Raw genomic sequence first — 20,027 nt, 5'->3', positions numbered from 1 at the left:
TGTCAGGCGCGCCTGGCGAGCAGCGTCATGAAACGGTCGATTTCGGCTTCGCTGTTCAGCAGCCCCGGCGCGGTGCGCACCACCGGGCCGACGTCGCGACTCACCGCGTCAACGACCATGCGCTGCTTCATCAGCCAGGCCGCCACGTCGTCGCACGACTGGCCCTTGAGCCGGAAGAAACTGAAGCCCGCCGACAGCGCAGGGTCCATGGGCGTCACCAGCTCGACATTGGGCTGGGCCTTGAGGCGCTGTTTGAGGTAACCGTTGAGCTGGTGAATACGAGCCTGCACATCGGCCTTGCCCAGTTGCAGGTGCAATTTGAACGCCTCGTTCAACGCCCAGCGGTGTTCGAACGAGTGGTAGCCACCGGGCGTCATGATCGTGCTGAAACCGGTGGCTTCCGAGAATGTCGGGATCAGCGGCGTGAGGTCCTTGACCTGTTCCGAACGGGCGCAGACGATGCCGGTGCCGCGTGGTCCGAACAGCCACTTGTGGGTGCCTGCGACATAGAAGTCGCACTTCATCTCCGGGAAATCGAGGTTCTCGACGCCAAAGCCATGCACGCCGTCGACCACGTAGAGGATGCGGTCCTGGTCGTCACGGTTGCGGTTGTGTTCCTCGACCAGATCGCCGATGTCCCCGATGGGCAGTTTTACGCCGCTGCCGGACTGCACCCAGGTCATGCCCAGTACCCGCGTTTTCGGCTGGATACTGCGCGCGATGGCGCCGATGATTTCATCGGCCGAGACGGTAGCCGGGTCCTTGAACAGGCGAATCTTGCGCACTTGCGTGCCGTCGCGCTGCTGACGGAATTTGAGGATGTCGCGGACGCAGGAGTGCTCGTGCTCTGTGGTCAGAATCTCCTGATCCGGGCGCACATGAAGACCGCCGTAGATGATCGCCAGGCCTTCAGTGGTGCTGCCGGTCAGGGCGATCTGGCCGGGCTGGGCGTTCAGGTACTTGCCGGCCCAGACGCGAACCTCGTGTTCGCGGCGCTCGGTCTCTCCCAGGTCCCAGTCCATGGCCAGACCGGGATTGCGGTCGATATGCGCGCGATGCTGTTCGATGGCCTGGCGAACCGGTGCCGGGTGCGAGGTGACCAGAAAATTGGAGAGGTGAACGTAGTCCGGGTCCTGATTGAACAGCTGTTTCAGGCGCGTCCATTTATCCGTGGAGGCCGGTTGAGTGGCTGGCGTCATGGCCGCCGTTGCCAGGCCGGAGCCCAGGGGCAGGGCCGCCGCGAGCAGCCCGGCCTGTTTGAGGAAGGTTCTGCGATCAGTCATGAGCGTCTGCGCCTGAGGGTCGGGTAGCGGCGTTTGAGAGATTCATGTGCTTCACATCCGGACGAGCAGCAGCCTGAACCTGCTCCCAGACACGCAGAAAGTTGCCGCCCCACAGCTTGGTGATATCCGCCTCGGCGTAGCCGCGCTCGATCAGTTCGGCCGTCACGTTGCGGATTTCGCTGACATCGTTGAAGCCTTTCACGCCGCCGCCATCGTTGAAGTCGGAGCTGATGCCGACGTGGTCGATGCCGATTTTGCGGACGGTGTAATCGATGGCGTCGACGAAGTCCTTGACCGTGGCTTTGGGCTCCTCCTCGAGAATCGCGTACAGCTTGCTGGCATAGGCGCCGAAGCGTTGTTCCGGCCAGACGGTGATGATCGGGTCGCCGGGCATCAGCGCCATGGCCAGGTTCGGCAGCGGTGGCAGGTCGAAGTCCTTGCGCAGCGCGTTGAGCTTGTCCTGGGTGTTCTGGCTCAGCGGCTTCAAATAGGCCGGGAACGCGACGATTTGCACCACGCCGCCGCTGCGCTTGATGAGCTGCAGTTCCTCATCGCTGAGGTTGCGCGGGATGTCCACCAGCGCACGCGGCGCTGAGTGCGAGGCGACCATCGGCGTGCGGCTCAGCTCGCTGACCTGTTGCAGCGCCTTGCTCGACATCTGCGACACGTCGATGATCACGCCCAGGTCGTTGAGGCGTTGCACGGCCTGCCTGCCGATCTCCGACAGGCCGCCCAGAGCGTCGGGCGTGTCATTGAGAAAGGGCAGGGGACGTGAAGAATCGGCCCAGCTGTTGTTGCCGACATAACTGAAACCGAACATGCGCATGCCGCGTGCGGTCCAGTGGTCCAGCAGGCTCAGGTCATTGCCCAGCGGGTAGGCGTTGAGCATGCTGATGAAGATCGCAAACTTGCCTTCGCCGTGCAGGCGGCGCATGTCGTCAGGGGTGTAGGCGATGCCGACCTGATTGGGGAAATCGCGCACCATGCCGGTGATGATCTTGTAGCGCACTTCCTGCTGATGGCGTGCTTCGTCGACGAAACCGGGTGTCGGACGATGCGGGGCGTTGTCGCCGTTCCAGATTTCCGGCCAGCCGAATACCGTCAGTGCAGCCCCGGACAGGCGTCCGCGCGCGGCTTTCACCAGGTCGAACTGCCCCGAGCCGTCCTTGTCGGCTTCGTTGCCCTCGCTGCCGAATTTCATCGGCACGGTGATGTGGCTGTCGAAGGAAATGATCCGCTCCTGCAGGTCGTCGGCCTGTTGCATGACCTTGACCGGGTAGCCTGCCGGCGACCAGTAATTCCAGGCCAGAAAGCCCGTACCTGCACTAATGGCCAGGGCCAGCGGCAGGCCGATGAAGAGAGCTTTTTTCCAACGCGGTCTTGTCATTTCCGTCTCGTGTGGTTAACCGTTGCGCAGCCTGCTACGGCTGTTGCTATCTGGTGGAGAACGAGCGGATCGCCGATAAATTTAGCGCGGGGTCATGGATGTGGGTACAGCGCTAAATTTGTCTGCCGGGTTTACGTTCTAGCTTGGATAACGGCTGTCTCGGGGCTGGAACAGGTAGGGTAATGACGATTTCTCGACGAGGGTTCATAGCGGGTCTGGCGCTGACCGGTGCGGCAGTTCCGGCAGCGTATTACGCGCATCGGGAACTCACCCGGGTCGACCTGCCGGAAACGCCGGGCGAAGCCACGGCGGGGCCTGCCGATACCGCCACCCAGCGCCTGGCCGACAAGTTGCGCGGTGTGTGGACTCTGCGCTTTGAGGGGCGCGATGCCGGGCTGAGCGGTGCGCCGCTCGAAGGCCTGGAAATGTTTCTCGATATTGCCCCGCGCGGTCGCGGTCTGCGCGGCTATATCGACACGGCCGAGCAATTGCGCGGCGATGCGCTGCCGCGTTTTCGGGTGATTGGCGATCTGCAACCGGCCAACGCCGCAAGACTCTATCTGCGGGTCATGGACGGCCATGCCGGCAATGATCCGCACAGCGACAGCCCGGATTACGAATTCAGCCTGACCCTCGATGAAGTCTGGGGCGCGTTCGGTAACGCGGGCAGTGGCACCCTGAGCGGGCGTATCGAACGTCTGGACCGGCCGCTGGCTCTGCCGGAACTGGACAACCGTCTGATCGCGATCAAACAGGTGTTTCCAGAGGCGCGGGAAAGGGTTGGTCTGAGCCCGCCGTTTCTGGCCTGGCTGGTTTCCAGGGAGCATCGTCTGTTCCATCAGCTCTGGCATGCCTCGCGAGACAAATGGCACAAGTTGCCGGAAGACAAGCGTGACGCATTGCGCGGCATCGGCTGGCAGCCGGGGCCGCGTGATCATGAGCGCGATGCGCGTGGCCCGCACAAGGACCGCAATGGCTCGGGTGAAGACTTCTTTTATATGCACCGGCACATGCTGATCCAGGCACGCAGGATTCAGGACCTGCCGTCCTGGCCGCGTTTTCCGCTGCCGCAGCCTGAGCTGGAGCGCGACCGGCCGGGCTTTGCCCGCTATTTCGACAATTACGACGGTTGTTCGCTGCCGCCCAACTGGCTGGCGCACGGCGACGAGGAATACACCCAGCTGGTCAGCGATATCAAAAGCCATGAGACGTTTCATACGCATTTTCAGGTCTGGGAATCGCAGTATCGCGATCCGCGTTTTTTGTCGAAGCTGACCTTGGGCCAGTTTGGTTCGCAGGTCGAACTGGAACTGCACGACTGGCTGCACATGCGCTGGGCCTCGGTGGCCCGAGATCCGGCCAACGGCCAGCCGGTGCCGATGGCACGTCGTTCGGATGATTTTGCCGAGCGCTGGTTCGAGCCGGAAAACGACTTTCTTGCCGACCCGTTTTCATCGCACGTGAACCCGGTGTTCTGGATGTTCCATGGCTGGATTGACGACCGCATTGAGGACTGGTTCCGCGCCCACGAGCGCTTTCATCCGGGCGAAGTGAAGCGCCTGGAAGTCAACGGCGTGCCGTGGTTTGCGCCAGGCCGCTGGGTGAATGTCAGCGACCCCTGGCTGGGGCCGGACACCCACGGTTGCAGCACCGTACCGGGTCAGGCGGCGGGCACGACCATGGAAATGGACCCGGAAGTCATGAAGCTGGCGCTGCGCATCACCTTTGCGGCCGATGACAAACTGAGCAACTTGCTACGCCGCGTGCCGCGCCGGCCCTGGTATGCACGGAATCTGCTGCCGGAGAGGTGGTTTTGAGCAGCGCTGGCCCCTAGGCTCTGTACGAAAAGTGGCTGCGCTCGGTGATGCTGCGTTAAAAACAGGCACGGATGCGAGTCCAATCGGAATGCTCATTTACAACCCGTAGAGTCGAACGCGACCCCGGCCGTTCCTCGCCTGTTTTTGCCTTGCCTGACCTTCGCTCGCCGACTTTTCGTACAGAGCCTAACGCACTCCGCTCTGTCGGATATTTCATGAGTGACCCCCTGATTCTCGAACAAAAGGCGTAGGGTGGCGCCAGGTCGCAAGCTGTCTGGATGTTCGGCCGTTTCTCATCCCTTCCTTGCTTGCGCCCTCGAGAACACCTTTCATGACACCCGGAATTTTTGACGCGAACAACATTCACTTTGATCTGGGCCCCGATGCCGGTGGCAACTGGTCTGAGGTCATGCTGGAACATCACGGGCTTTACTGTGAGTTCGATAAAACCCTGTCAGGCAACTCCACAGCGCAAAGCTGGAGCCTGGGGGCTATCGGTGTCACGCAGGCTGATCTGAAATCTCTGGTATTGATCCCGGTTGGAGAAAAACGGGATTGCTGGCAGGGGGAATGGCTTTATCTGAAGCTTATGACCGGCGGGTATGTCGATATCGACGAAGCCGGAAAGCAACATCGCTTCATGGCTGGCAGCATGTTCTTCATCGATCCCGGGCAATCCTTTCAGGAGTCGTTTACCCAGCATGGTCAAATGACCGTATTGCGCATTCCCAAGTCCAGTTTGCGCGATCGGGGCCTGAGGCATTCGTTGCCGGGGCTGATGGTTGCCGACATGGAGTCGGCAGACATACGCGCAGCCCGTGACCTGATCCACTGCATCGCGCAGCAACAGGCGGCCCCTGGCTTGGTCATACGCGAGTTGATGGGCAGACAATTGCTTGAGCTGATTGACGCCATGCTGGGCGGCCCCGGCGACAAGGCAGTTTCGCGCAGCACTGATGTCGTGCTGTTGCGCGCCAGACGTTACATTTACACGCGTTTGAGTGACACCGAACTCGACTGCGCGGCCATTGCCGGTGCCGTGCATGTTTCAGTCAAGCACTTGCAACGCTTGTTCCGGAGTCAGGAGACGACGGTGATGCGTGATGTCTGGAATATCCGCCTGCAACACGCACAGCAATTGCTCAGTTCGACCCGCACGCTTCGGCCAAGTGTTCAGGACGTTGCCTGGCAGTGCGGTTTCACCACGGCAGCGCATTTCAGTCGCGCCTACCGGGCACAGTTCGGTATTTGCCCCTCGCATGTTCGGGCTACTTTAAACTGAGCAACTTCTGCTCTCGCCTTATCAGTTGAAAGCGCCTTGTGGACATCCCTCACGCGCCTTGCAGGTAACGGTGATACGCCGTCTGAGCCCTAGAATCGATCCTGTCATTCAGTGACTGATTCATCTCAATGGCTGCTGCGCTGACGCATCGGTCACAGCCCACCGTTATTCATCTTTCGCGATTGGCTTCGGCAGCTTTGCGCCGTCAATTCATGGAAGTTTTACAAAGGCACTCTTATGGAAAGTTATACCGGCGCAACCGACACTGCAGACTTTGCACGTCGTGTTGAAGACAATCAGCGGCGACTGAAAGCCAGTCTGAACGGCGCTTACGATTACATCGTGTGTGGCTCCGGCACATCCGGGTCGGTCGTTGCGCGGCGTCTGGCAGAGAATCCCGACGTCAGTGTTCTGCTCCTGGAGGCAGGCGGCACCGATGATGTGCCCAGTGTTACCGATGCCAGTATCTGGTTCACCAACCTGGGCAGCGAGCGCGACTGGCAGTTTCAGGCACAACCCAACCCGCACCTCAATAACCGGGCCATTCCCTTGTCGATGGGCAAGGTGCTGGGCGGTGGATCCTCGATCAACGTGATGGTCTGGGCGCGCGGGCACAGCAGTGACTGGGACCACTTTGCCAGCGAATCAGGTGATCCGGCCTGGAATTATCAATCGACACTCGCCACCTATCGACGTATCGAGAACTGGCAGGGTACGCCAGACGCACTGCGCAGAGGCACGGGCGGTCTGGTCTTCGTGCAGCCTGCGCCTGATCCCAACCCGATTGCACCAGCCATGCTGGGAGCTGTGGCGGAGCTCGGAATGCCTGTTTTCGATGACCAGAACGGCGCGATGATGGAGGGCGCGGGTGGCGCGGCACTGGTCAATATGTGTCTGGAAAACGGTCGCCGCCGTTCGATTTTTCGCAGTTATGTGTACCCGTTGATGGCGCAGCCCAACCTGACGGTCCTGGCCCACACCCATGTATTGCGCGTGTTGCTGGAAGGCAAGCGAGCGGTCGGGGTCGAGGTCATTCATGAAGGCAGGATCATGAGTTTCAGAGCACGAGAGGAAGTCGTGCTGTCACTGGGTGCCATCAACACACCCAAGGTGTTGATGCTGTCCGGAATCGGCGATGCGCAGCAACTGGTTCGGCATGGTATCGCTCCGCTAGAGAATCTGCCGGGTGTCGGCCAGAATTATCAGGACCACATCATGGTCTCGGGGTGCATCTGGGAATACGAGCAGGCTCATGCGGCGCGCAACAACGCCGGGGAATCGACGTTCTTCTGGAAGAGTGATCCGGCGCTCGATGTACCCGACATCCAGACCTTTCTCGCTGAAATGCCCATTGCCTCGTTTGAAGCGCAGGCGACGTTCAACCCTCCGGCCAGCGCATGGTCTTTGTTGCCGGGGCTGGTACGGCCCAAATGCCGTGGCTCGATCACGTTGTCTGGCGGCGGGCACCGGGACGCACTGAGAATCGACAGCGGTGCGCTTGCCGAACCCGAAGATCTGCAGGCGCTGGTGCGTGCAGTCGAATTTTGCCGAGAGATCGGCAACAGCTCGACCCTGCGCCCGTTTGTGCGCCGTGAGGTGATGCCCGGAAAGATGAACCGCAAGGATCTGGAGTCGTTCGTGCGCAACACCGCATCGACCGTCTGGCACCAGTCCGGTACGGCCAGAATGGGTATTGATGAGTTATCGGTGGTGGACGCGCAATTGCGCGTCTATGGCATCGACAACCTGAGGGTCGCGGACGCCTCGATCATGCCGCGAGTAACCACCGGCAACACCATGGCCCCGTGCGTGATCATCGGGGAACGCTTGGGCAGCCTGCTCACTGGCAAGTCCTGAATAATTTGATCCATGCCTTAGATCATGCAGCGAGTGCCCGGTGGGTACTCGCTGACTTTCACCTTTTCGAGAGCATCATCATGAGCAGGCTTCAAGGCAAAATTGCGATGATTACCGGCGGCAGCAGCGGCATCGGTCTTGCGACCGCCCAGCGTTTTGTGGAAGAGGGCGCCTATGTGTTTATCACGGGTAGACGTCAGCCCGAGCTGGACGAGGCCGTTGCACGTATAGGTCGTAACGTGACAGTCGTACAAGGCGATGTGTCCAGTCTTGACGATCTGGACCGACTCTACCCAGTGGTCAGGCGCGAGAAAGGCTGAATTGACGTGCTCTTTGCCAACGCCGGCATTATGGAAATGCAATCCATCGATGGCGCCGGTGCGGCGCACTACGACAAGGTTTTTGATACCGACGTCAAAGGCCTGTTGTTCAGCGTGCAAAAGGCACTGGTGTTGATGCACGACGGCGGCTCGATCATCTTGAATTCGTCCATTGCCGCCAGCAGGGGCGTTTCGGGCTGCAGCACTTACAGCGCTACAAGGGCAGCCATACGCTCGTTTGCCCCAACCTGGACAGCCGAGCTGCAAAGTCGAGATATTCGCGTCAATACACTAAGCCCGGGCCCGATCGACACGCCGATCATGGGCCTGGAAGGGCTTGCGCAAGAGCACGTCGCTCAGATGAAACAGCGCTGATCAGAGGTATTCCACTGGGCCGTCTTGGCCGCCCTGAGGAAGTGGCCGCGGCCGCGCTGTTCCTTGCCTGCGACGACAGCAGTTTCATTGCGGGTATCGAGCTGTGTGTAGACGGTGGCAAAGCGCAAGTTTGAGGAATAGCGGGCCTGAAGCCCGCTCAGCGCACCTGCCAACCCCCACCCAGTGCCTTGTACAGCGCGATGCTCGCCTGCAGGCGCGCCAGCCGCAGTTGCACGCTGACATCCTGCGCCAGGTACAGCGTGCGCTGGGTTTCCAGTACGGTGAGCAGGTCCTCGGCGCCTTCCTGGTAGCGGCTCTGGGCGATGCGGAAGGCGGTTTGCGCCTGTTTGAGTTCTTCTTCGTGCCAGTAGCGCTGTTGATCCAGGCCGCGAATGCTGTTCAAGGCTTTTTCCACGTCGGCGAAGCTGTTGATGATCGCGCCGCGATAGGTTTCCAGCAGTTCTTCCTGACGCGCTGTGGCTTTGTCGCGCTCGGCGGCCAGACGGCCATTGTTGAAGATCGGTCCGACCAGCCCGGCAGCGAGGCTGCTGAACGGTGCGCGCAGCCAGTCTTCGGCGCGGGTGTTTTCGGTGCCGAGCCTGGCGCTCAGGGTCAGTTTCGGCAGCATGGCGGCGCGGGCGACGGTGACATTGGCCTGTGCCGCTGTCAGGTCGGCCTCGGCCTTGGCCAGATCAGGGCGGCGGGTCAGCAGTTCGCTGGGCAGGCCGGGGCCGATGTCCGGCCAGTTCAGGGTGTCGAAGGGCTGATCCGCGAGGTGCAGATTCTGCACCGGCTGACCGAGCAAGGCCGCCAGGGTGATCAACTGCTCGTTGGCCAGTTGCTGAACACGGGGCAGTTCGCGCTGCTGGGTCGCAACCAGATTCTTCTGCTGTGCCAGCTCCAGTGCTGTTGCCGAGCCCGATTCATAACGGGTCTGCACCAGACGCAGCACGTCTTGTGCGTTGGTCAGGTTCAGTTCGGCAATCCGCCCTTGCTCGCGCGCCGCCAGGGTTTGCGCATAGCGATCGGCGACGTTGGCCAGCAGGGTCAGCTCCACGGTCGCCTGATCGAACTGGCTGGCGCGCAGGCCCTGTAGTGCGCTGTCGCGTCCCGCTGCGATGCCGCCCCAGAAATCCACTTCATAGCTGGCGGTCAGGTCGCTGGTGAAGTTGTTGGTGTTGTTGTCATCTGAAGGGTTGGCCTTGCGGTCGCTGTTGCGCAGGAACCGGTTGCGTTCGCCGCGCAGGTCAAAGGCCAGTTCCGGGAGCAAGGGCGCGCCGCCGATGATGGCGCTGGCCTGTGCCTGACGAACCCGTGCCATCGCCGCAGCGACTTCGTGGCTGTCGCGGCTGGCCTGTTCGATCAGGCGATTCAGCTGCGGACTGCCGAACTGCTGCCACCAACGCACGTCGCTGCGCTGTGCGGCGGCGTTTTCGGCAAAGGCCCAGCTTGCCGGTGGCTGGATGCCGCTTTCCGGCGGCGGAGCAGGCGTCTGGCAGGCGCTCAGCAACAGACAGGCAGTCAAAACGGAGAGACTCGGCTTCATTGATCGATCATTCACTGGTGAGGGCCGCGACCGGGTCGAGGCGGGCAGCTTTGCGGGCCGGCATGAAGCCGAAGATCACGCCGGTGATCAGGGCGCAGGCAAACGCCCCGGCTACTGCCGGCAAGGTAAACGCCACCGCCACCTTACTCAGCAGCAGCGCTGCGCCCATGCCCAGCGCCAGCACGATACCGGCCAGCCCGCCGACCACGGAAAGCATCATCGCCTCGGTGAGAAACTGCCGCAGGATGTCGCTCTGCCGCGCGCCGGTGGCCATGCGGATGCCGATTTCACGGGTGCGTTCGCGCACCGTCATCAGCATGATGTTCATCACGCCGATACCGCCGACCAGCAAGGAAATGGCGGCAATCGAGCCGAGCATCAGCGACAGGGTGTTCTGGGTGCGTGCTTCGGCCTGGATCATCGCGGCGTTGTTGGTCAGCTCGTAATCCTGTTTGCCGTGATGCAGTTGTTGCAGCAGGTTGCGTATTGATTGTTCGGCCTGTTTGACGTTGTTGGCGTCGCGGGTGGCGATGGTGATGTACTCGGGGTCCTGCGTGCCGAATAGGCGGATGCTGGCCGACGAGTAGGGGATGGCGATGCGATTGTCGCTGTCCAGATCGCCCGACGTGGCGCCTTTTTCCTGCAGCACGCCCACCACCTGAAAAGGCACGTTTTCGATCAGGATGTACTGGCCGACAGGGTCGGTCTGCTCGCCAAACAGTTTCTGGCGAACCTTGTAACCAATCACTGCCACGGCCGCTGCGTTCTGCTCATCCGCCTCGCTGAAATAACTGCCTTGCACCACCGGCCAGTTGAAGATTGCCGGAAAGTGCGTGTCATTACCGCCAACGTAACTGGAATGATCGACGTTGCCGTAGCGCACCCCGGCCTGGCCGCCGTTGACCGGCATGATCATTTTCACCTCGGGCAGGTCGCCCAGCGCGGCGACTTCCTCCAGGGTGATGACGCCCTTGGGCGCGCGCGGATTGGGCGCCTTGCCGTTGAGGTAAATGATGTTGGAGCCGAACGAGGACATCTGCGCCATGACCTGACGCTTGCTGCCTTCGCCAACTGCCAGCATCACCACCACCGACGCCACGCCGATGACGATGCCCAGCAGCGTCAGCGCAGTTCGGAAGCGGTTGATCCACATGACGCGCCACGCCGCCTGAACCGCATCGAGCAGCTCGCCTTGCCAGGCGCTGTGACTGCCGCTGCCCTCGCTCAGGCGCTTGCGCAGGTCGACCGCTTGCAGCGCGCCCGGATTGTCTGCAGGCGGCGTGGACCGGTCATTGGCGGTATCGCTGATCACCAGGCCATCACTGATCTCGATGACCCGTTTGGCGCGCGCCGCCACTTCCCGGTCATGGGTGATGAGGATCACCACATGACCCTGGCTGGCCAGTTCGTCCAGCAGGGTCATCACCTCCGCGCCGCTGTGGCTGTCCAGCGCGCCGGTGGGCTCGTCGGCGAGGATGATGTGCCCGCCATTCATCAAGGCGCGGGCGATGGAAACCCGTTGCTGCTGGCCGCCGGACAACTGATGCGGTCGATTGCCGGTGCGCGACGCCAGGCCCAGCCGGTCGAGCAGGGCGGCGGCCCGCGCGTGACGCTCTGCGGCGGGCGTCCCGGCGTAGATCGCCGGCATCTCGACGTTTTCCTGCGCCGAGCCGGACGGAATCAGGTGATAGCCCTGAAACACGAACCCGAACGCTTCGCGGCGCAGCCAGGCGAGTTCGTCGCTGCCCAGCGCGGCGACGTTTTCTCCGGCGAACAGGTATTCGCCCGAGGTCGGACGGTCCAGACAACCGAGGATGTTCATCAGCGTCGACTTGCCGGACCCGGAAGCGCCGACAATCGCCACGAACTCACCGGCATGAATCGACAGATCGATGCCGCGCAGCACGTTGACCCGCGGGCTGTCGCCTCCGCCGTAGGATTTGCGGATACCCCGCAGGTCGATCAGCGGCGTGCGCATTCAGCCCCCGCTGCCGACGGAGGCGGGCACCAGCAGGCGCTCACCTTCATCCAGGCCGTCGAGTACCTGCACGCGCAGACGGTCGCTGATGCCGGTGCGCACCTGACGGTCCTGCACCTCGCCATTGGCAGACAACACCTGAGCGGTCTGCCGATCGGCCTGCGCCCCGTTTCGCAACGCCGCGAGTGGCGCGGTGAGGGTGTTCTCGGCTTTCTCGGCGACGAAGAATATCTGTGCGGTCATTTCTGCCATCAGCGCCTGATCGCTGTTATCCACGTCCAGCAGCACGGTGTACAGCACCACCCGGCCACCGCCGTTCTTGCGCGAACTGCTTGGGCTACCACCGCCCTGATTGGCTTGATCCAGCGGCCTGGGCGGGACTGGCAGGATCTGCCGCACGGTGCTGCTCCAGCGCCGGGTGCCGCCGCTCAGGGTGGTGAAATAGGCGGTCATGCCAGGTTTGACATGGCCGATATCGGCTTCCGAGACCTCGGCCCAGACCGTCATCGGCGACAAGCGGGCGATGCGCAGAATCAGCGGCGTCTGTTGTTGCGCGTTCAATGTCTGGCCTTCACGTGCGTCGAGTGCCACCACTGTGCCGCTCATGGGCGCGAAAATACGGGTGTAGCCCAGCGCCGCTTCGTCGCTGCGCAGAGCGGCCTGGGCTTCGAGAATCTGCGCCTTGAACATGTCGACCCGTGCCTGGGTGGCGCGAAATTCCGATTCCGCAGCCTGCACGTCCTCGGCCCGTGTGGCACCGCCTGCGGCGAGGCGCTTCTGGCGCTGCTGCTTCTGTTCGGCCAGTTCGTGCAGCGCACGCTGTTCCTGCAATTGCGCCTTGAGGTTATCGATGGCGTAGCGTGCGGCGTCGAGCTTGGCTTTTTGCGTCGAAGGGTCGATCTCGACCAACAGGTCGCCTTCCTTGACCTGGTCGCCGACCTGGGCGTGGATTTTCATGATCTGCCCACTGGCCTGCGAACCCACGTCCACGTAGCTGCGCGGCTGCAGGGTGCCGAGCGCCGTGACGCTGTTTTCGATCGTGCCGCGGGTCACCGGCACAGTCGCGGCGCTGCTTTTGCTGTCGGGCAGGATCTGCCAGGCGCATACGGCAATGACCGGGAACAGGCAAAGCGCCACCAGGAGGGCGCGTCGAGGATGTCGAGAGCGTTTCATGCAGATTCCTGCGCTGGGAGATCAGTCGATCGGTGAACGACGGCCACGAGAGCTGCCCTTTAAACGAGGCATGCCGGCAGGAATTTAGCGTCGATCACGGGTTGTCCGCTTCGGCTAAACATCAGCGTCCGTGCTTCGTTTAACGGGAGCGGCTAATTCGGGTCGTCTTGTCGAGTTGGAGTCAGCGTGATTATGTCCAGACCCCTGTGCGGTTTTCTGTTTGCAGGTCTTTCGTTCGCTGTGGTTCTGCCTGCGCAGGCCTTGGTTGAGCCTGGAAATCAGGCGGCCAGGGCCGAGATCCGGCGGACCGGTTTTGGCGTGCCGCATATCGTTGCCGCCAATGAGCGCGGTCTGGGTTACGGCATCGGTTATGCCTACGCGCAGGACAACCTGTGCCTGTTGGCCAATGAGGTGGTCACCGTAAACGGCCAGCGCTCGCGCTATTTTGGCCCCGATAAGGCGACCCTTGAGCAGCGCAACAACATGGCCAGTGACCTGTTGTTCCAGTGGCTCAATACGCCGCAGGCACTGGCGGATTTCTGGAATGCGCAGCCACTGGAGATTCGCCAGTTGATGCAGGGCTATGTCGCCGGTTACAACCGCTCGCTCGATGAGCAGAAGGCCAAGGGCCTGCCGCAGCCCTGTGCGGCCGAGTGGGTTCGGCCGATCAGCACCGACGATCTGGTGCGCTTGACCCGTCGCCTGCTGGTCGAGGGGGGCGTGGGGCAGTTCGCCGAAGCGCTGGCCGGTGCCACGCCGCCTGCGCTGCAGAAGCCACTGCAGGTAAATGCTCCGCAGGCTCAGGCGCTGCAACTGGCTGCTGCGCGTAACCAGCGTTTTGCCCTGGAACGCGGCAGCAATGCCGTGGCAATAGGGCGCGAGCTGTCCGCCAACGGGCGCGGCATGCTGCTGGCCAATCCGCATTTTCCATGGACTGGCGGCCTGCGTTTCTATCAAATGCATCTGACCATTCCCGGCAAACTCGACGTGATGGGCGCAGCGCTGCCGGGCCTGCCGCTGATCAATATCGGCTTCAATCAGCATCTGGCCTGGAGCCATACCGTCGACACGTCGAAACACTTCACGCTGCATCGCCTGCAGCTCGACCCGAAGGATTCCACCCGTTACCTGCTGGATGGCCAATCGGTTGCCATGGGCAAGCAGCAGGTGAGTGTCGAGGTGAAGCAAGCGGATGGCAGCCTGAAGTCGGTGCCACGCATCGTCTATTCGTCAACGTTCGGTCCGGTGGTGCAGTGGCCGGGCAGGCTGGACTGGGACGAAAAGTTTGCCTTCAGTCTGCGTGATGCCAATCTGCAAAATGATCGGGTGTTGCAGCAGTGGTATGCGATGGACAAGGCCGACAGCCTCAAGGCGTTTCAGGATTCGGTGCACAAGATTCAGGGCATCCCGTGGGTCAACACCCTGGCAGTCGATGCCAAGGGGCAGGCGCTGTATATGAACCTCTCGGTGGTGCCGAACATTGACGCCGCCCGGCTTGCCCGATGCAGTGATCCGCGCATCGGCACAGAGCTGATCGTGCTCGACGGCTCGCGCAGTGAATGCAACTGGGAGGTCTCCGCAGAGGCGGCACAAGCCGGTATCTATCCGTCCTCGCGCCAGCCGCAGTTGCTGCGGACCGACTTCGTGCAGCACTCCAACGACTCGGCGTGGATGGTCAACCCTGCTGCGCCGTTGAAGGAGTTTTCGCCGCTGATCAGCCAGGACAGTCAGCCGCTGGGACAGCGAGCGCGTTTTGCGCTGGATCGGCTGGGCAGCCTGAAGAAGGCGGGCAAGATCAGCGTCGAGAACCTGCAAGCGATGGTCATGGACAACGAGGTCTATCAGGCCGGGCAAGTGCTGCCGGATCTGCTCAGGTTCTGTGCCTCTGAGCTGGGTGATGATGCGGCGCGTCTGACGCCGCTGTGTACCGCACTGAAAGCCTGGGACGGGCGTGCTGACCTGAACAGTGGCATCGGCTTCGTGTACTTCCAGAGAATCGTGACGTCCATGCAGGCTGTTGCCTTGCGCTGGCGCGTTGAGTTCGACCCACGGGACCCGGTTCACACGCCGAGCGGGCTGGCGATTGAAAACCCTTCTGTTGCCACCGCACTGCGCACGGCCATGCTCGCAGCGGTCGATGAAGTGGCCAAGGCAGGCCTCTCGGCAGGCAGTAAATGGGGCGACATTCAGGTCTCCGGCATCAGCGGCAAGCAGATCCCGATTCACGGCGGGCCGGCCGGGCTGGGCGTCTACAACGCCATGCAGACAATCGCTGGCAAGGACGGCAAGCGTGAGGTGGTCAGTGGCACCAGCTACCTGCAGGTGGTGTCGTTCGACGAGCAGGGCCCCAGGGCGCAGGGTCTACTGGCGTTCTCGGAGTCGAGCAATCCACAGTCAGCCCATTCAAGCGACCAGACTGAGGCGTTTTCAAAAAAGCAGTGGCAAGCGTTGCCGTTCACTGAACAACAGATCAAGGCTGATCCAGCGTATGAGGTGCAGGTGATAAGCGAGGAGGCCAATCGCTGAAAGAGGCAAGAAAAGCGTTTGGGCCATGCGGCCCAAATGCGCTTGCCGGGAATCAGCCGCCGGGTGTATCGATATCGGCGTCAACGCCAGTGGTGGGCTGATGATTGCGTAGATCCTCGGTTTTTTCTTCCGGCTCATGGTCAGGCACGTAGGCGCTGTCACCGGTTGACTGGCTCTGCGACTGAGTCTGTGACTGGCTGGGGGAGGGCGTCTGGCCCTGGCCATTACCCTTTTCAGTCTCGGGTTTTACGTCCCCGACCTGCGGCTCGATTGCCGGATCGTTGCGGTCCGGGCCCGGGCTGGCAGGTGCGTCCTGATTTGGCGTCGTTGCTTTCTGACGTTGCGGTTCGATAGACATGAGTACCTCGATATCGGGTTCAGAAAATGGTCTGACAGAGTTTCGAGGCAGGTTTTTTCAGATCGTTCGATGGAAAGTGCCCAGCGGAGCAGGGAGCTACAAGCTGCAAGCAGGAGCGGTTCTGCTTTTGCTTGCAGCTTGCAGCTTACGGCTTGCAGCTTAAAGAACCTGCTTGATCGCGTCACACACTACGTCGATGTTCTTCTGGTTCAGCGCGGCCACGCAGATACGCCCGGTGTCCAGCGCGTAGATGCCGAACTCGCTGCGCAGGCGCTGGGCCTGTTCGGCGGTCAGACCGGAGTAGGAGAACATGCCGCACTGGCGCGCGACGAAGCTGAAGTCCTGACCGGCAGGGTTATCAGCCAGACGCTCGACCATCGCCTTGCGCATGCCCTGGATGCGCAGACGCATTTCGCCCAGTTCCTCTTCCCACATTGCACGCAATGTCGGGTCGTTAAGCACCGCTGCGGAGATGATCGCACCGTGGGTCGGCGGGTTGGAGTAGTTGGTGCGGATCACGCGTTTGACCTGGGACAGGACGCGAGTGGTTTCTTCCTTCGATTCGGTAATGATCGACAGCGCGCCGACGCGTTCGCCATACAGCGACAGCGATTTGGAGAACGAGCTCGAGGCGAAGAAGGTCAGGCCCGACTCGGCGAACAGGCGCACTGCCAGCGCATCTTCCTGAATGCCCTGACCGAAGCCTTGATAGGCCATGTCCAGAAACGGGACGTGGCCCTTGGACTTGACCACTTCCAGCACTTTTTTCCAGTCATCCAGGCTCAGGTCGACCCCGGTCGGGTTGTGGCAGCAGGCGTGCAGCACGACCACCGAGTTGTTCGGCAGGTTGTGCAGGTCTTCGAGCATGCCGGCACGGTTCACGTCGTGAGTGGCAGCGTCGTAGTAGCGATAGTTCTGCACCACAAAGCCCGCGGTTTCGAACAGCGCGCGATGGTTTTCCCAGCTCGGGTCGCTGATGGCGACGACGGCATCGGGCAGCAACTGCTTGAGGAAGTCGGCACCGATCTTCAGTGCGCCGGTGCCGCCAACCGATTGGGTGGTCAGCACACGGCCCGAGGCGATCAGCGGCGAATCGGCGCCCAGCAACAGTTTTTGCACGGCCTGGTCATAGGCGGCAATACCGTCGATCGGCAGGTAGCCACGTGGGGCATGCTGGGCCACGCGGACCTTCTCGGCTTCTGCCACGGCGCGCAGCAGGGGAATGCGCCCGTCTTCATCACAGTAGACGCCTACGCCAAGGTTGACCTTGGTGCTGCGGGTGTCGGCGTTGAAGGCTTCGTTGATACCCAGGATCGGATCGCGGGGTGCCATTTCGACAGCGGAAAACAGGCTCATGGTGCGGCGGCTCTTGGTGAAGAGTGGGAAGGGGACACGCTGAGGCTCGATGCGCCAAAGCGGTGCGCAAACAGAGCGTAGTATAGAGAGCATCCCCTCGGTGATCGACAGTGCAGGGCGGGTTTTTTACAGGTTTTTGCGCATATTTGTAGAACGTTCGTTCGGTTAAAACCTCAATGCTTTAAGTGCGTGCCTTGAAAGGCTGATATATGACTCCATCTATTAGCCATCACTTCAAAACATCGCACGCCTGCTTCCCGGCGGGAACGGCTGTTTGCGATGATTTCGTCGTTGCGCGCCGTCATGCGCCGACGAATATTTCCAGTTGTGCCGTCGAGGCGGTCAGGTCGCCGAAAGATTCACGCGAACCCCGTCACACGCGCACCATTCAAGAGGTCAGTTATGTCCGAGTTCCAGCTCGTTACCCGCTTTGAGCCAGCCGGCGATCAGCCCGAGGCCATTCGCCAACTGGTCGAAGGGATCGACGCAGGGCTCGCGCACCAGACCTTGCTCGGGGTGACCGGCTCGGGCAAGACGTTCAGCATCGCCAACGTGATTTCCCAGATCAAGCGCCCGACGCTGGTGCTGGCGCCGAACAAGACCCTGGCCGCGCAGTTGTATGGCGAATTCAAGGCGTTTTTCCCGAACAATGCCGTGGAGTACTTCGTCTCCTACTACGACTACTACCAGCCTGAAGCCTATGTGCCGTCGTCCGACACCTTCATCGAGAAGGATGCGTCGATCAACGACCACATCGAGCAGATGCGTCTGTCGGCGACCAAGGCGCTGCTGGAGCGCAAGGATGCGATCATCGTCACCACGGTGTCGTGCATCTACGGCCTGGGCAGTCCGGAAACCTACCTGCGCATGGTCATGCACATCGATCGCGGCGACAAACTCGATCAGCGTGCCTTGCTGCGCCGTCTGGCCGATCTGCAGTACACCCGTAACGACATGGACTTTGCCCGTGCGACCTTCCGGGTGCGCGGTGATGTGATCGACATCTACCCGGCCGAATCCGATCTGGAAGCGATTCGTATCGAGCTGTTCGATGACGAGGTCGAGAGCCTGTCGGCGTTCGATCCGCTGACCGGCGAGGTGATTCGCAAGCTGCCGCGCTTCACCTTCTACCCGAAAAGCCACTACGTCACTCCGCGCGAAACGCTGATCGAGGCGATGGAAAACATCAAGGTCGAACTGCAGGAGCGCCTCGAGTACCTGCGCAGCCAGAACAAACTGGTGGAAGCCCAGCGTCTTGAGCAGCGCACCCGTTTCGACCTGGAAATGATGCTGGAGCTGGGCTACTGCAACGGTATCGAAAACTACTCGCGCTACCTGTCGGGCCGTCCGTCCGGTGCGCCGCCGCCGACCCTGTTCGACTACCTGCCCCCCGATGCCTTGCTGGTGATCGACGAATCCCACGTCAGCGTGCCGCAGGTCGGCGCGATGTACAAAGGTGACCGTTCGCGCAAGGAAACCCTGGTTGAGTACGGTTTCCGTCTGCCATCGGCACTGGATAACCGGCCGATGCGCTTCGACGAGTGGGAGGCGATCAGCCCGCAGACCATTTTCGTCTCGGCGACTCCGGGTAACTACGAGGCTGAGCATGCCGGGCGTATCGTCGAGCAGGTGGTGCGTCCGACCGGCCTGGTGGACCCGCAGATCGAGATTCGTCCGGCGCTGACCCAGGTCGACGATCTGCTGTCGGAAATTCACAAGCGTGCTGCACTTGAAGAGCGGGTGCTGGTCACCACGCTGACCAAGCGCATGTCCGAGGATTTGACCGACTACCTGAGCGACCACGGGGTGCGCGTACGTTACCTGCACTCGGACATCGATACGGTGGAACGCGTCGAAATCATCCGCGACCTGCGCCTGGGGACATTCGATGTGCTGGTGGGCATCAACCTGCTGCGTGAAGGTCTGGACATGCCGGAAGTGTCGCTGGTGGCAATTCTCGATGCCGACAAGGAAGGCTTCCTGCGCTCCGACCGTTCGCTGATCCAGACCATTGGCCGGGCGGCACGGAACCTCAACGGCCGGGCGATTCTGTATGCCGACCGGATTACCGGCTCGATGGAGCGCGCCATCGGCGAGACCGAGCGACGTCGCGAGAAACAGATCGCCTTCAACCTGGAACATGGCATTACGCCCAAAGGCGTATTCAAGGACGTCGCCGACATCATGGAAGGCGCCACCGTGCCCGGCTCGCGCAGCAAGAAGCGCAAAGGCATGGCCAAAGCCGCCGAAGAAAACGCCCGCTACGAGAACGAACTGCGCTCGCCGAGCGAGATCAACAAACGCATTCGCCAACTGGAAGAAAAAATGTACCAACTGGCCCGCGACCTGGAATTCGAGGCCGCCGCACAAATGCGCGACGAAATCGGCAAACTGCGCGAGCGGTTGCTGGCGGTTTGATTGGCTAGCCGACGCTGCGTCAATCCGCGCTGACCTGCATGCCAATGCTCCGCGTTGGCATGCCGTGGTCAAATCTCAATCCACCTGACAGAACTGCCGTGTGACGCGGAGCGTCACGAACTGCAGTCCCACGCGGAGCGTGAGGAACGACAGTCATCAACTCCCGAGCCGTGCCTTTAGCCAAATTGCCCTAAAATGCTTTTTGAGCGCGATGGCACAGACGACGCAGAGTGCGACGTAAGTGACGGCTGAGTCCTGGCGCTGATCCGGGGGACCCCCGGATCAGTGCCAGGGCGAAGGAACCCGACGAAGTCGGGCCGGAAACGGAGCCAGGGGCTTTGGTCACTTTGG

The 20,027-nt window shown here is 61.6% G+C and carries 12 protein-coding genes and 1 pseudogene; 6 read left to right on the top strand and 7 right to left on the bottom strand.

The features are described from left to right. Nucleotides 1-2: 2 nt before the first annotated feature. Complete coding sequence (pvdN, locus tag P406_RS13650; protein WP_046236472.1) at nt 3-1,283, bottom strand: pyoverdine-tailoring periplasmic protein PvdN; 1,281 nt, start codon at nt 1,281-1,283, stop codon at nt 3-5. Further along, the gene (pvdM, locus tag P406_RS13645; protein WP_046236471.1) at nt 1,276-2,670 is read right to left on the bottom strand and encodes a pyoverdine-tailoring dipeptidase-like protein PvdM; all 1,395 of its coding nucleotides are present in this window, start codon (nt 2,668-2,670) and stop codon (nt 1,276-1,278) included. Before pvdM ends, pvdN begins: the two co-directional genes overlap by 8 nt. Before the next feature lie 182 nt (nt 2,671-2,852). On the opposite strand from pvdM, the gene pvdP reads away from it, so the two are divergent. The 4 genes and pseudogenes from pvdP to P406_RS13625 all read left to right on the top strand — a co-directional run bounded on the left by pvdP (nt 2,853) and on the right by P406_RS13625 (nt 8,455). Beyond that, entirely contained in the window at nt 2,853-4,487 is a 1,635-nt protein-coding gene (gene pvdP / locus P406_RS13640) for a pyoverdine maturation tyrosinase PvdP (protein WP_046236470.1), read from the top strand. A gap of 331 nt (nt 4,488-4,818) precedes the next feature. Beyond that, nucleotides 4,819-5,769 carry an AraC family transcriptional regulator gene (locus P406_RS13635; protein ID WP_046236469.1) on the top strand — a complete coding sequence of 317 codons (951 nt, stop codon included), beginning with the start codon at nt 4,819-4,821 and terminating at the stop codon, nt 5,767-5,769. 237 nt (nt 5,770-6,006) lie between these two features. After that, nucleotides 6,007-7,626: a GMC family oxidoreductase gene (locus P406_RS13630; protein ID WP_046236468.1), complete on the top strand. Its 1,620-nt coding sequence runs from the start codon at nt 6,007-6,009 to the stop codon at nt 7,624-7,626. Between the two features lie 80 nt (nt 7,627-7,706). Next, nucleotides 7,707-8,455: pseudogene (locus P406_RS13625) on the top strand (SDR family oxidoreductase). Between the two features lie 23 nt (nt 8,456-8,478). Here the strand turns inward: P406_RS13625 and P406_RS13620 are convergent. From P406_RS13620 to P406_RS13610, 3 genes are read right to left on the bottom strand one after another with little or no spacing between them, the layout of a single operon-like run. Beyond that, a complete protein-coding gene (locus P406_RS13620) occupies nt 8,479-9,867 on the bottom strand; it encodes an efflux transporter outer membrane subunit (RefSeq protein WP_046236467.1) in 1,389 nt (462 codons plus the stop codon). A 7-nt stretch (nt 9,868-9,874) separates the two neighbouring features. Continuing rightward, nucleotides 9,875-11,845, bottom strand: a complete 1,971-nt coding sequence (locus tag P406_RS13615) for a MacB family efflux pump subunit (protein WP_046236466.1) — start codon at nt 11,843-11,845, stop codon at nt 9,875-9,877. After that, nucleotides 11,846-13,018: an efflux RND transporter periplasmic adaptor subunit gene (locus tag P406_RS13610; RefSeq protein ID WP_046236465.1), complete on the bottom strand. Its 1,173-nt coding sequence runs from the start codon at nt 13,016-13,018 to the stop codon at nt 11,846-11,848. A gap of 192 nt (nt 13,019-13,210) precedes the next feature. On the opposite strand from P406_RS13610, the gene pvdQ reads away from it, so the two are divergent. Further along, complete coding sequence (gene pvdQ / locus P406_RS13605; RefSeq protein WP_046236464.1) at nt 13,211-15,544, top strand: bifunctional acylase PvdQ; 2,334 nt, start codon at nt 13,211-13,213, stop codon at nt 15,542-15,544. 52 nt (nt 15,545-15,596) lie between these two features. Here pvdQ and P406_RS13600 read toward each other — a convergent pair whose 3' ends face one another. After that, nucleotides 15,597-15,902, bottom strand: coding sequence for a hypothetical protein (locus tag P406_RS13600; protein WP_046236463.1), 306 nt, complete (start codon nt 15,900-15,902; stop codon nt 15,597-15,599). Between the two features lie 159 nt (nt 15,903-16,061). Then, complete coding sequence (locus P406_RS13595) at nt 16,062-17,258, bottom strand: amino acid aminotransferase (protein WP_046236462.1); 1,197 nt, start codon at nt 17,256-17,258, stop codon at nt 16,062-16,064. A 402-nt stretch (nt 17,259-17,660) separates the two neighbouring features. On the opposite strand from P406_RS13595, the gene uvrB reads away from it, so the two are divergent. Next, the gene (gene uvrB, locus P406_RS13590; protein ID WP_024649959.1) at nt 17,661-19,676 is read left to right on the top strand and encodes an excinuclease ABC subunit UvrB; all 2,016 of its coding nucleotides are present in this window, start codon (nt 17,661-17,663) and stop codon (nt 19,674-19,676) included. Nucleotides 19,677-20,027: the final 351 nt, after the last annotated feature.

It is taken from the genome of Pseudomonas syringae pv. coryli str. NCPPB 4273, assembly GCF_000972175.1.
GTDB lineage: Bacteria > Pseudomonadota > Gammaproteobacteria > Pseudomonadales > Pseudomonadaceae > Aquipseudomonas > Aquipseudomonas syringae.
Note: the sequence above shows the minus strand (reverse complement) of the source record. Positions and strands in the feature narration are given on the sequence as shown.

What these genes read in the sequence shown, in the direction of transcription:
- pvdN (WP_046236472.1), bottom strand. Translation starts at nt 1,283, where the DNA reads ATGACTGATCGCAGAACCTTCCTCAAACAGGCCGGGCTGCTCGCGGCG.
- pvdM (WP_046236471.1), bottom strand. Translation starts at nt 2,670, where the DNA reads ATGACAAGACCGCGTTGGAAAAAAGCTCTCTTCATCGGCCTGCCGCTG.
- pvdP (WP_046236470.1), top strand. Translation starts at nt 2,853, where the DNA reads ATGACGATTTCTCGACGAGGGTTCATAGCGGGTCTGGCGCTGACCGGT.
- P406_RS13635 (WP_046236469.1), top strand. Translation starts at nt 4,819, where the DNA reads ATGACACCCGGAATTTTTGACGCGAACAACATTCACTTTGATCTGGGC.
- P406_RS13630 (WP_046236468.1), top strand. Translation starts at nt 6,007, where the DNA reads ATGGAAAGTTATACCGGCGCAACCGACACTGCAGACTTTGCACGTCGT.
- P406_RS13620 (WP_046236467.1), bottom strand. Translation starts at nt 9,867, where the DNA reads ATGAAGCCGAGTCTCTCCGTTTTGACTGCCTGTCTGTTGCTGAGCGCC.
- P406_RS13615 (WP_046236466.1), bottom strand. Translation starts at nt 11,845, where the DNA reads ATGCGCACGCCGCTGATCGACCTGCGGGGTATCCGCAAATCCTACGGC.
- P406_RS13610 (WP_046236465.1), bottom strand. Translation starts at nt 13,018, where the DNA reads ATGAAACGCTCTCGACATCCTCGACGCGCCCTCCTGGTGGCGCTTTGC.
- pvdQ (WP_046236464.1), top strand. Translation starts at nt 13,211, where the DNA reads ATGTCCAGACCCCTGTGCGGTTTTCTGTTTGCAGGTCTTTCGTTCGCT.
- P406_RS13600 (WP_046236463.1), bottom strand. Translation starts at nt 15,902, where the DNA reads ATGTCTATCGAACCGCAACGTCAGAAAGCAACGACGCCAAATCAGGAC.
- P406_RS13595 (WP_046236462.1), bottom strand. Translation starts at nt 17,258, where the DNA reads ATGAGCCTGTTTTCCGCTGTCGAAATGGCACCCCGCGATCCGATCCTG.
- uvrB (WP_024649959.1), top strand. Translation starts at nt 17,661, where the DNA reads ATGTCCGAGTTCCAGCTCGTTACCCGCTTTGAGCCAGCCGGCGATCAG.